The following is an 11,603-nucleotide window of genomic DNA, read 5'->3' as shown; positions in this document are numbered from 1 at the left end:
ATTGTGTACGGTTTTATTTACCACGAGCAGCAATGGCACGCGTGCTGATGTTGATGAACAAAACAAACAAAGTGATGAGCATCGCCCCACCCCAAGCCAGCGTTCGCCAGTTGTCATCGGGGCTCATGGCAAAATCCAAAATGACTTTGGGCAAGCTTGCCATGCGCTGACTCATGTCGGTACTGAAGAAATTATTACCCACTGCTGTCACAATGAGGGGCGCTGTTTCGCCAAAAATCCGTGCAATACCAAGCAATAAACCCGTCAGCATGCCAGTTTTCGCTGAACGGTAACAAATCATAAAAATCATTTTCCAGTAAGGGCAACCCAGTGCCACAGCCGCTTCACGCAAACCATTGGGCACCAACTTGAGCATGTCATCGGTGGTGCGCACCACCACAGGCAACATGACAATCGCCAATGCGATCGAACCTGACCAACCTGAATTCGCATGCCCCCCCAAACCCAAACCAAAATAAAACAAAATAAAAGCAAACATACCGATTGTGATCGAAGGTGCAGACAACAAAATGTCATTCACAAAACGCACCACACGGGTCAAGGTGTTGTTGCGACCATATTCCGCCAAATAAGTGCCCGCCAAAATACCCACAGGTGTGGTGATGAGCGTCGCCGTACCGACCATCATCAAGCTGCCAACAATCGCATTTTTTAAACCACCGCCCTCTTCACCCATTGTGGGCTGGTTGTGCGTGAACAAGTTGACACTCAACGCAGGCAAACCTTTAGACAGCAAGCTCCATAAAATCCAAACCAACCACACCAAACCAATCACCACCGCCACTGCCGTCAATGTCAACATGATGGCGTTGATGCGTTGACGACGTTTGTAAAGCGAACTGTTCATAAAATCTTGAATTTGCATTTCATTCTCTCTTAACTGCACGTTATTGATGCCGTTTTAATGATTCATAAATAATTTAATGATTCATCAAAAAATTGGTTTCATCAAAAAGCAGGCTTCATTTTGTATCCAACCGTGCCAACAACAATTTCGCCAAACTCAACACAATGGTGGTGATCAAAAACAACACCAAAGCCAATGCCATCAAAGCCGACAAATGCGCATCCGATGCCTCTGCAAATTCATTGGCAATCGTCGAGGCAATGCTGTTGCCAGGGGCAAACAAAGACGTATTCAAGCCGTGGGCGTTACCAATCACAAATGTTACCGCCATCGTTTCACCCAAAGCACGCCCCAGACCCAAAATCGTTCCGCCCACGGCACCAATGCGTGTATAGGGAATCACCACATGGCGCACCACCTCCCACGTCGTACCGCCCAAACCATAAGCCGATTCTTTTAACATCGGTGGCACCAGTTCAAACACATCGCGCAACACTGCCGTGATGAAAGGCACAATCATGATCGACAGCACCACACCCGCAGTGAACACCCCCACACCCAATACAGGTGCTGCAAAAAATTGACCGATGAATGGTAATTTCCCAATCGTGGCCATCAAAAAAGGTTGAACATATTTGGCAAACAAAGGGGCGAGCACAAACAAGCCCCACATGCCATAAATGATCGACGGAATCGCTGCCAACAGCTCAATCGCGGTCGCCAAAGGACGGCGCAACCAGGTGGGCGACAACTCGGTTAAAAAGATCGCGATGCCAAAACTCACGGGCAATGCCAGCACAATGGCAATGCCAGCCGTCAACAATGTCCCAACAATCGGGCCCAAAGCACCATATTCATTGGCACCCACATCCCAAGCATCACGCCACAGAAAAGCCATGCCTTGGGTCTTAAATGTATCGCTTGCGCTGTACGCCAATGAACCAATGATCGCGATGATGATCAGCAACACCAACCACGCGTTGACCAGCGTCAGGTTTTTGAATGCGCTGTCCAGCCAACTTTTTCGAACTGTTTGGGTCGAACTCAAACTCATATTATTCTCAATAACAATGACAAACCAAAGGAAACGTGGAGCCGTCGTTTTACTCAAAGACATCAATTAAATGCATGAGGGGTTTTAAAAACCGCCCACTCAAGCATTTAATTTTATTAATTTTTTGTCAGGACAATCCTGACGAACCACTGACTTAAGCGCTCGCTTAATGTACTGGCTAAGGCACTAGAAAAATGATGTTCACTTTTTCTGTATTGCTAAAGTCGTGAAGCGGCTTCAATCAAGCCGCACACACAACAAAGGCGCGCATTAAGCGTGCCTTTGTTTAAACACACATTACATCAGTGGCTTACCCGATGCATCGGTGATTTTTTTCCACTCAGCTTTAACCAAAGTCACCACATCAGCCGGCAAAGGAATGTATTCCAACTCATTCGCTTGTGCTTGACCTGCTGTGTAACCCCAATCCAAGAACTTCAACACTTGGGTTGCATTCGCCGTGTTTTCAGGCTTCGCATACATCAACACAAAAGCAGTGCCTGCGATGGGCCATGATTTTTCACCTGCGGCATTGGTCAAAGAAGCAGCCATGCCTGGCACTTTCCAATCGGCTTTAGCGGCCGCAGAAGCAAAAGTTTCTGCTGAAGGGGCCACAGTTTTGCCGTCTTTATTGATCAAAGAGGCGGCTGCCATGCCATTTTTCTTGGCATAAGCGTACTCAACATAACCGATTGAGCCATCAAACTGCTTCACGTTCGCTGCCACGCCATCATTGCCTTTACCGCCAATAGAACCGTCCATCCATTTTGGTTCTTTGCTCGCGCCCAATTTTTCCCAATCGGCATTGGTTTTTGACAAGAATTCAGTGAACAAATAAGATGTGCCTGAACCATCCGCACGGCGCACCACTTTGATGTCCATGTCTGGCAATTTGGCTGCCTTATTCAAAGCCACAATCGCTGGATCGTTCCATTTTTTGATTTTGCCTGTGTAAATGTCACCCAACACTTGACCATTGAACACCAAAGGTTGATTGCCGATGTCTTTGATGTTGTACACCGCCACCACGCCACCAATCGCTGAAGGGAATTGAACCAAACCCGCTGCAGCCAAATCATCCGCTTTCAAAGGTGCATCGGTTGCGCCGAAATCCACCGTTTTTTTCTTGATTTGGTCGATGCCCGCACCAGATCCCACCGATTGGTAATTGATCTGCACACCACCCACTTTATTGAACTCAGCCGCCCACTTACCGAACAAAGGCGCAATGAATGAAGAGCCCGCGCCATTGATGCCCGCTTTGGCTTCAGCTGCAGCAGGTGCTGCACCATCTGCTTTTTTCTCATCTTTCGCACCACAAGCCGCCAATAAAACCGCTGCCGCCAAACCTGTCATCAAAAATTTTAAACGCATTGTTAATTCTCCAAAAGAGTCATCTAACTCACAATTAATAGTTCAGGGGTCATCCCCCCTTAGAACAACGACACTATATAAAATCTATGTGACAATTTCGTGACATTGAAATATTATTCATCTCAATTGAAAAACAATGCAATACAGCGGCCCCTTTGAACAAATCAAAGGATTGGATTGGCTGGCTTGGCTTATAGTGGGGTTTATTTTTCAGAATGGCATAGAAACCCGTGCTTCCCATCAAGCAGGCGCAAAAAAGCCAGCAATGATGCTGGCTTTTTTAACATGTGTTCGGTTTTCTCTTGATAGCGGCATCAGATGCGTTAAACCCGTTCGTGCACAAACGCCTTGATCAAATCCACATTGGCCGCCATGGTCACCGAGCGTTGCGGGTGTTTCTCAATGCCCACATAGGCATCTGGACGTGGTGCGGGGACATTCAACGCTTCGAGAATGGTTTCCTCGAATTTTGCGGCTTGCGCTGTTTCAAGCACCACCATGGGCACGCCTTTTTCCAAATATTTGAACGCCACATACACACCGTCTGCGGTGTGTGGGTCAATGATCTGTTTGTACTCTCGATGCACCTCGCGAATCGCCTGTACGCGTTGTTTGTGCGTGCTGCTGCCCGACACAAAACCGTATTTTTCCTCAATCAGGGCGAACTCAGGTGTGCCTGAAATGTCAAAGAAACCTTGGGTCTCCACCTGTTTAAACAACGCTGCTGTTTTCGATGCATCACGTCCCATGAGATCAAATATGAAACGCTCAAAGTTCGATGCTTTTGAGATGTCCATGGATGGGCTGGATGTGTGGTGTGTGTCTTTGGCAGTGCGCACGCGGTACACACCTGTTTTGAAAAACTCATCCAACACATTGTTTTCATTGGTGGCAACCACCAATTTATCGATCGGCAAGCCCATTTGGCGAGCGATGTGGCCTGCGCACACATTGCCAAAATTACCCGATGGCACGGCAAATGAAACTTTTTCATCGTTGTTTTTGGTCGCAGCAAAAAAACCTTTGAAGTAATACACGACTTGCGCCACCACCCGAGCCCAATTGATCGAATTGACGGTTCCAATGTTGTGCGCCGCTTTAAAGGCATGGTCGTTGGACACCGCTTTGACGATGTCTTGGCAATCATCAAATACCCCTTCAACTGCGATGTTAAAGATATTGTCATCCATCAAAGAGAACATTTGTGCCGTTTGAAATGCGCTCATTTTGCCTTTGGGCGACAGCATGAACACTTTCACACCGTGTTTACCACGCATGGCATATTCAGCCGCACTGCCCGTATCGCCTGAAGTTGCGCCGAGGATGTTCAATGTTTGGCCACGTTGTTTCAAAATAAATTCAAACAGGTTGCCCAGCAATTGCATGGCCATGTCTTTGAATGCCAAGGTCGGGCCATTTGACAATGACAGCAACGACAATGGCACCCCTTTTTCTTGTCCCAAATAAGTCAACGGCGTGATGTCTTCGATCCATTGACCCGCACGTGCATTGATGAAGGCCTGTGATGCATACGTGCTTGACACGAGTGGATTCAGTTCTTCTGGCAAAATGTCTGTGCAATACTTGCTCAAAATTGCAAAAGCCAACTCAGGATAAGACAAATGCCGCCACGCCGCCAGCTCTGTCGCGGACACTTGTGGGTACACCTCAGGCAAATACAAACCGCCATCAGGAGCTAAACCGCCCAATAAAATGTCACAAAACTGCTCATTTGCGGCATGACCGCGCGTCGAAATGTATTTCATGGAAAAAGTCCGAAGAAAGTGGGTTAAATAATCCGACCATTATAAACAAAAGACATGAATAAGCCTATGGTTTTAAAAAGCTAAAAACCATTGAACGTGAAAGGCTGATTGAACTCTGCGCGCTGGGAATTTTTGATGTTATGCGCGTCCACACATGGCAACAGGTGCAAAAGCATGGTTCAACGGGCCATGCCCGCGCCCAGTGGTGACTTGTGCACCCGCGACAATGGCTTGATACGTGTAATGGTGTGCATGACCCACCGCATCGGGCAATGACTCGCCCAAGGCCAAGAAGCAAGCAATGGCAGATGACAATGTGCAACCCGTGCCGTGGGTATTTGGGGTGTCGATGCGTTGATTGGTGTACATCTGTGTGGCATGGCTTTGGCTGTTCTCATCCCAATACAACAACACATCCACCAGCTGTTCATCCAATAAATGCCCTCCTTTGATCAACACCGAGGCGGCGCTTTTTTCACTTAATTGCTGCGCGAGCATGGGAAATTGCGATGCTGACAATCGCGCTTTACCTAGCCCCAGCAGCAATGCCACTTCATCTAAATTGGGCGTGATCACCGTCGCCAAAGGAAAAAGCTCATCCATCAGCACCGCAATGGTTTCTTCTGCAATCAATCGATCGCCGCTGGTCGCAACCATGACAGGATCGAGCACAACGTGCTTAAATTTAAATTGACGAATCGCCTGCGCCACCACCCTCACCGTGGCAGGATCATGCAACATCCCGATTTTCACCGCATCCACACCTATGTCAGAAGCAACTGATGCAATCTGCTGAGCCACCATTTCAGGCGCGATGGCTGCAATCGCCTGCACGCCTTGCGTATTTTGCGCCGTGATGGCTGTGATGGCCGTCATGCCATAACAGCCAAGCACACTGTATGTTTTCAGATCAGCCTGTATACCAGCCCCACCACCGCTGTCAGAACCCGCAATGCTTAACACACGAGGATAATGAAAACCATTAGATGTCATCGAAAATGTCATTGCAATCCTTTCCTACGCAGGCATGACCCTGTTCAGGTTCAGCGGTGTATCTCAGCCCAACGAGACAAAAAATGGGCGCCCGCAGGTTAATTTGAAGCCGAATCATAATACGTCATGCGCTAAAAGTAAATCAAAGGACCGCGCACATCACACTTGCCAATCAATGGGCAACTTCCCCTGCGCCACCAACAACTGATTGGTCAACACAAAGTGGTTACACCCTAGAAACCCTCCCCCCGCCAATGGTGAAGGATGGATCGCCGTCAACACATGGTGACGCGATGCATCAATCAATTCAGCCTTCTTCTTCGCAAAATTACCCCACAGCAAAAACACCACACCCTCACAGTGCTCAGACACTGCCTGGATCACCGCATCGGTGAACACCTGCCAGCCAATGCCCGCATGGCTGCCGGCCTTGTCGCGCTCCACCGTCAACGACGCATTGAGCATCAACACACCCTGTGTCGCCCAATGAGATAAATCACCGTGTTGCGGCACCTCAAAACCCGCTACCGTCGCCGCCAATTCCTTATACACATTGCGCAACGACGCGGGGGTTTTTACACCCAGCGGCACAGAAAATGATAAACCCATCGCCTGATTCGGCTGATGGTACGGATCCTGCCCCAAAATCACCACCTTGACATCACTCAAAGGTGTCGAATTAAAAGCATTAAAAATCAAACCACCACGGGGGTAAACCTCTTTCCCCTCCTCACGTGCGGTCACCAATGCCGTTTTTATGTTTGAAAAATAGGGCTTTTCAAACTCCTCAGCCAAAGCCGCTTTCCAACTGGGTTCAATTTTGACATCCATCATCGCTCCATTGCACTCATCGCATTAAAAACATTAACTACCCAAAACCAAGGCTGTTTATTGCTCCTCAGTTTATTGCCCCTCAGTGTACGTGATTCACCTCAAACACAACACATTTTTAAAACACGGCACACACCACAAATAAAGCACGTAAATGAAAAAACGCAGGCAAGCCCACGTTTTTTCGTCACCTCATTTCATGGTGAAACACAAAGATTCTCATGCCACATGTTTATTTAAACACGCCCAACTGCGACATGAAAATCACCACAATCGCAATCGGTGCCAACACGCGCAAAGCAAAAATAAACACATGATACCAAGGCAAAGTATGTTGACCATTGCTGCTCAACTCATCCACAATATCCGACTTCAACATGCGCCAACCCACAAAAAATGCAATCAATAAACCGCCCAAAGGCAAAAACACATTCGAAGCCCACCACTCAAAAAAGTCGAACAAAGGCACTTGGCTAAAGCCTTCGCTTGCACTTTTCAAAATCGGGAATGTCCAAGTCGACACCACAGAATCAGGACTCATCGACAAAGAACACAATGCACCCAGCAACGTCGTCGACAAAAAACCCAACAACACAGCGGCACGGCGAGAGAAATTCAGCTCCTCCACCATGTACATCACAATCACTTCAAGCACCGAAATCGTCGACGTCAATGCCGCCACCGCCAACAACATAAAAAAGGCCACAGAGAAAAAAGTACCGCCAGGCATCTGATTAAACACATTCGGCAACACTTTAAACACCAGCCCCACACCCTCAGACGGGCTCAAACCAAAAGCAAACACCGCAGGGAAAATCGCCAGACCCGCCAAAATCGCCACCGCTGTATCCGCCAAACTCACTTGCAAAGTCATCGACAGTAAACTTTGATCCTTACGAATATACGACCCATATGCAATCATCGTCCCCATGCCCAACGACAAAGAGAAAAAGGCATGACCCAAAGCAATCAACACCCCCTCTTTGGTCAACTTGCTGAAATCAGGCTTCAAGAAAAACTCAATCCCCTTGCTCGCCCCAGGCAAAGTCACCGAACGGATCACCAACATCAATAAAATCACAAACAACAACGGCATCAAAATTTTAGAATACTTCTCAATCCCATTTTGCACACCACCCCACACAATGCCCGCAGTCAACATCGAGAACACCACCTCCCAGAACACAGGCTGCCAAGGATTCGAGACAAATGCACCAAATTTTTGATTGATCAACTCAGGCGTATTACCCACCAAATTTTGGGTCAACGAAAAATACGTGTAATGCAAAGTCCAACCTGCCACCACACTATAAAACGACAAAATCAAAAATGCCGTCAACACCCCAAGCAAACCCGTTAAAAACCACGGCGATTTTGGTTTCAATGTTTTAAAAGCCGTCACCGCCGTACGCTGCGTCCGCCGCCCGATCAAAAACTCAGCCAACATCACAGGCACACCAATGCACACAATAAAAATCAAAAACACAAACACCAAAGCCGCGCCACCATTCTGCCCCACAATGTAAGGAAACTTCCAAATATTCCCCAACCCAATCGCAGACCCAGCCGCCGCCGCCAACGCCCCAAACTTCGAACCAAACCCATCGCGTGGCGCATTATCATGAGAACTCACAAGCACATTCCTTTACATTTTGGATAAAGCAGGCATTACAGCTTACAATACCCGTCAAAAGGCATAATTTTAACCGCATTTCACCATCGAATCCAGCAATTAAAACCAATAAATAGCACGAGAGGCAGTAACAATCACCAATTAAAACCTTGATGACATAAAAAAGCGCAACACCAAATTGATGTTGCGCCCATTCACTTAACAATCACTTACCATACGACACTTAAAGTGTCATCAACGATACGTCCCTCATAGCCGCCAAGGCTAAAGCCATAGCCTGCAAAAAAACATCTATACGCCCGTGTTTACCATCAGCTTAATATTCCAAATCAATCATATGAAATCAATAACCTTCTTCATTTCACCCACGTCATCATGCGCAACCAGCACATAGCGCCAAGGCTTGCCGCCAAATTGGGTATTGTAGTCACTCGCATGCGTGCACCACGTTTGAGCGGCACTGGCTTTTGCCTGAACCTCTTCGTTATTCATCTCATTGCGTGCCTTGGTCTCAACCATTACAATTACATCGGTCATCTCCAACACAAAATCAGGCACATATTCAGGCTGCTCGCCGCCGCGTTTATAATAAATTTGAAACTGCCCTTTGACAGGCTTAAACCACTTCATCGCATCGCGTTCAGCCAAAACTGAGAATCGCCGTTCCGTATCCGAGTCAAATTTTTGTACAGGATACAAACACTTTTCAAACCCACCAAACACCATCTGCTTAATCCGCCCCAGCTCCGTTACCGTTTGACGAAAATGATGAATAGGCTCATTAGCGGAAGTGGTGATGTTGGATGTTTTTAAACTGGTAAATCCACGACTGACTTGTGCCTCGTAAGCGGTGGCGGTTTCCCAAAAATGCGCCATCATTTGCGCATGAATGGTTTGCGCAATCATGCGTCGATACTGAATCAATACATTGCGCGCATCATCGTCGGTCAAATAACTGCGCAAATGCGCCACCATTTGCCCCGCCAAATCATAAAGCAAATCGGCTTGGGTAAAATAATCCACATCCTCAAAGTCCATCAATGCATGCACCACATAATTCTCCAACCGCTCTTCAGTAAACCCAGTTTCAGCCGTCATCGTAAATTGACTGTGGCTGTGTAAATCCTGTCCAACAATCTCACGGGTTGCAGGTTGTAAACGCAGTTGCGCCACATCCAACTTAAATGGGTGAAAACCAGAACTCACCTCACCTGTTGGCACCACAACAATTCTCGGGATATCAATGATTTGGGCTTGAAAAATCGCAGTCGTTTTCGCCACCACATCAGCCACATTCACAACCGTTTGTGCGGTGTCCGCCTCATCCAAAAGCCCCGCTTGCTTGGGTTTAATCGACTCAGCCACCCGTTCGGTAATGATTTTTTGCACTTCAGGTGTGCTCAGTGCCACAGAATTTGGCACCAAACCACGCTCCAATTCCAAAGCCTGTACCTGCTGCAAAACCACCCTTGCCACCTCACGCTCTTGCTCATTGGCAAAAACAGGCTTGGCGTTGCCCGACGCCTCACCACCATCACTTTTAAGCGAATCTTTGTGAGCGTTGGGCGTTACCAACCCCAATAAATGCTCCGTATTGGACAGCACTTGCAAACTGACTTTGGCATCATCCTTATTCGGCGCATCCAAAATCAACTGCTGCAAACGAATCGGCGAACCCGCTCGATTGGCATCATCAACAATCTCTTGGAACTTATCATGCGCAATGATATTCAGTCTATCCACCGCATCCACCCCTGTGCGTGCGCCATAAGGCAAACGCAAGCCACGGCCAATCGATTGCTCAACCAAAGTTCGCGCATTCGCCGCACGCAGCGGCACGATGGTGTACAAGTTGGTCACATCCCAACCCTCTTTGAGCATATTCACATGCACCACAATCTCGGTCGGCTCATCAAAGCTCTCTACCGCCAACAGTCGTGCAATCATCTCCTCTTCTTTCGCACCCGTTTGGCTCGAATCGACCTGAATCACCTTGTCCCAATAACGCCCTTCATAAAAAGCATCCGACTCCATCAAGCTTTTGAGTTGCTGTGCATGGGTCGTATCTCGGGCAATCACCAACATAAAAGGCTTGACCACCGCCACATTGTTTTCACGAGCATAGGTCAGTAACTCCACCTTGGTCGTCTCATGCAAACGAATACCGTCCTCCAACTTAATATGCTCCAACTCTGCGGGGCTGTATTGTGACGCATCAAAATTGCGTTGCGTCACCACAGCAGGTGACTTCACAAAGCCATCATCCAAAGCCCGACCCAAGGGATAATCCATCACCACATTCTTAAAAGCCACAGTTTTGCCGCTCGTCGCCTCGACAAAAGGCGTAGCCGTCAACTCCAAACCCAGCAAAGGGCGCAAATCATTGATCGAGCGTATGCCCGCCTGCGCACGATAACGGTGCGACTCATCCATCAGCAAAACCAAATCATCCAGATTGGCCAAATAATTAAAATAACTGTCGCCCAAAACTTCACGCATCCGCTTAATCCGTGGCTCTTTGCCACCTCGGACTTCAGAATTAATCTTCGAGATATTAAAAATATTAATCGTCACAGGGCTCAACAATCCGATATTCGCGCCACGCTCCTCGTAATTATCCCCAGTGATTATCTCGGGTGGCTGCTGCCCAAATTCCGAAATGCCCTTAAACACATACTTCGGCGTGTTCGGCGTAAAGTCCGCAATCAACTTGTTATAAATCGTCAAATTCGGCGCCAGTACAAAAAAATTATTAATCCCATAAGCCAAATGCAGATACGACACAAACGCCCCCATCAAGCGCGTTTTACCCACCCCCGTCGCCAACGCAAAACACAACGACGGAAAATCACGCTCAAAATCAGACAACGTCGGAAACGCCTCGCGCAAAGCCGCAAGCACCTCGCCCAAATCACGCTCATGCGAGAGCAAACCACTCGACAAATCAATCGCCTGATGCAACTTTGCCAAAGATTCCGCCTGAGGCGCGCGTAAAGACAAACGCTTATCCACCCAATGAACGACTTGCTCTGCTGGTCGGTTGTTACTCATCATGAATTTATCCCTTAATATTTACCTGACCCC

Annotated in this window: 8 protein-coding genes and 1 riboswitch; all 8 genes read right to left on the bottom strand. The window is 47.8% G+C overall.

Annotation, left to right across the window (positions count from 1 at the left end; all coding sequences use genetic code 11):
- Positions 1-13: 13 nt before the first annotated feature.
- Positions 14-886, bottom strand: a complete 873-nt coding sequence (gene pstA, locus DTO96_RS06560; RefSeq protein ID WP_225972445.1) for a phosphate ABC transporter permease PstA — start codon at positions 884-886, stop codon at positions 14-16.
- A gap of 97 nt (positions 887-983) precedes the next feature.
- Positions 984-1,922, bottom strand: coding sequence for a phosphate ABC transporter permease subunit PstC (gene pstC, locus DTO96_RS06555; protein ID WP_225972444.1), 939 nt, complete (start codon positions 1,920-1,922; stop codon positions 984-986).
- A 297-nt stretch (positions 1,923-2,219) separates the two neighbouring features.
- Positions 2,220-3,296, bottom strand: a complete 1,077-nt coding sequence (gene pstS / locus DTO96_RS06550) for a phosphate ABC transporter substrate-binding protein PstS (RefSeq protein ID WP_114562762.1) — start codon at positions 3,294-3,296, stop codon at positions 2,220-2,222.
- A 323-nt stretch (positions 3,297-3,619) separates the two neighbouring features.
- A complete protein-coding gene (gene thrC / locus DTO96_RS06545) occupies positions 3,620-5,062 on the bottom strand; it encodes a threonine synthase (RefSeq protein WP_114562761.1) in 1,443 nt (480 codons plus the stop codon).
- A gap of 138 nt (positions 5,063-5,200) precedes the next feature.
- Positions 5,201-6,067 carry a bifunctional hydroxymethylpyrimidine kinase/phosphomethylpyrimidine kinase gene (gene thiD, locus DTO96_RS06540; RefSeq protein ID WP_114562760.1) on the bottom strand — a complete coding sequence of 289 codons (867 nt, stop codon included), beginning with the start codon at positions 6,065-6,067 and terminating at the stop codon, positions 5,201-5,203.
- A riboswitch (TPP riboswitch) is annotated at positions 6,060-6,160 on the bottom strand. It overlaps the preceding gene by 8 nt.
- 54 nt (positions 6,161-6,214) lie before the next feature.
- Positions 6,215-6,886, bottom strand: a complete 672-nt coding sequence (gene ung, locus DTO96_RS06535; protein WP_225972443.1) for a uracil-DNA glycosylase — start codon at positions 6,884-6,886, stop codon at positions 6,215-6,217.
- 232 nt (positions 6,887-7,118) lie between these two features.
- Positions 7,119-8,519 carry a sodium-dependent transporter gene (locus DTO96_RS06530; protein ID WP_114562758.1) on the bottom strand — a complete coding sequence of 467 codons (1,401 nt, stop codon included), beginning with the start codon at positions 8,517-8,519 and terminating at the stop codon, positions 7,119-7,121.
- A 333-nt stretch (positions 8,520-8,852) separates the two neighbouring features.
- Positions 8,853-11,573 (bottom strand): DEAD/DEAH box helicase, encoded by a 2,721-nt coding sequence (locus DTO96_RS06525; RefSeq protein WP_225972442.1) that lies wholly within the window; start codon positions 11,571-11,573, stop codon positions 8,853-8,855.
- Between the last annotated feature and the right edge of the window lie 30 nt (positions 11,574-11,603).

The sequence above is a fragment of the Ephemeroptericola cinctiostellae genome (genome assembly GCF_003339525.1).
In the GTDB taxonomy this organism is placed as follows: Bacteria; Pseudomonadota; Gammaproteobacteria; order Burkholderiales; family Burkholderiaceae; genus Hydromonas; species Hydromonas cinctiostellae.
The sequence above is the reverse complement of the archived record's forward strand: the minus strand, read 5'-3'. Positions and strand labels throughout refer to the sequence as shown.